General features: G+C 66.9%; 1 protein-coding gene. It reads left to right on the top strand.

Annotation, left to right across the window (positions count from 1 at the left end; all coding sequences use genetic code 11):
* Positions 1-1,328: condensation domain-containing protein (locus ACZ6S6_RS37640; RefSeq protein WP_469709529.1), on the top strand; the 1,328-nt coding region annotated here is incomplete at both ends.

The following is a 1,328-nucleotide window of genomic DNA, read 5'->3' as shown; positions in this document are numbered from 1 at the left end:
GAGGCAGACGCCGCGCGCGCTGCGCTCGTCGTGGCGGAGAGGCCGGCACGCGTTCCGCTGTCGTACGCCCAGCGGCGGCTGTGGTTCCTCAACCGCCTCGAAGGCGCCCAGGCATCGACGTATAACCTGCCCATCGCCCTCCGCCTCTCCGGCACCCTCGACCGCACAGCGCTTGAGGCCGCTATCCGCGATGTCGTCGAGCGGCACGAATCCCTGCGCACCGTCTTTCCCGAGGGCCCGGACGGCACTCCCCACCAGAAGGTCGTCAGGGTCGACGAGTCGTGGTCCGGTCTGGACGTTTTGGACGCCGCTGAAGAGGAGGTGGAGGCCCTTGTCGGAGACATGGCCGGGCGGGGCTTTGACCTGGGTGCCGAGGCTCCGGTGCGGACGTGCTTGCTTGCTGTCGATGCCACCTCGCACGTCCTCGTCGTCGTCCTGCACCACATCGCGGGCGACGGCTGGTCCATGGCACCGCTGGCGCGGGACATCGCGACCGCGTACGAGGCACGTACCGAGGGCCGTGTCCCGGACCGGGAGCCGCTGCCGGTCCAGTACGCCGACTACACGCTCTGGCAGCAGGCCGTGCTCGGCCACGAATCCGACCCGGACAGTACGCTGACTCGGCAGGTGACGTACTGGACGCGGACATTGGCCGCCCTGCCTGAGCAGCTTGAACTCCCCTGGGACCGCCCGCGTCCGGCCATCGCCTCTTACCGAGGCGGCTTGGTGTCCTTCGAGTGGGACGCGGAACTCCACGCCGGAATCCTGACGTTGGCACGTCAGTCGGGTGCGAGCTTGTTCATGGTGCTGCAGGCCGCGCTGGCATCGCTGTTGTCCCGGCTGGGAGCGGGTACCGACATCCCGATCGGCTCGCCGGTCGCGGGGCGCACGGACGAAGCCCTCGACGATCTGGTCGGGTTCTTCGTCAACACGCTCGTCCTGCGCACGGACCTCTCCGGTGATCCGACGTTCCGTGAGCTGATCGAGCGCGTGCGGGAGACGGACCTTGCGGCGTACGCCCACCAGGACGTGCCCTTCGAGCACCTCGTCGAGCTCCTGAATCCGGCGCGTTCGATGTCCCGCCATCCGCTCTTCCAGGTGTCCCTGGTCCTTCAGAACAACCCTCAGTCCGAACTGACGTTGCCGGGGCTGACCCTGGCAGGCGAGTCGGCACAATCCCAGACGGCGAAATTCGACCTTTCTCTCGGAATGCGGGAGAGCGTCTCCGTAGACGGCACGCCGGCCGGGTTGAGCGGTGTCTTTGAGTTTGCGACGGATTTGTTTGATCGTTCGACGGTTGAGTCGTTCGTGGTGTATTTGCGTCGTTT

This window comes from Streptomyces sp. NPDC048671, assembly GCF_055587045.1.
The sequence above is the reverse complement of the archived record's forward strand: the minus strand, read 5'-3'. Positions and strand labels throughout refer to the sequence as shown.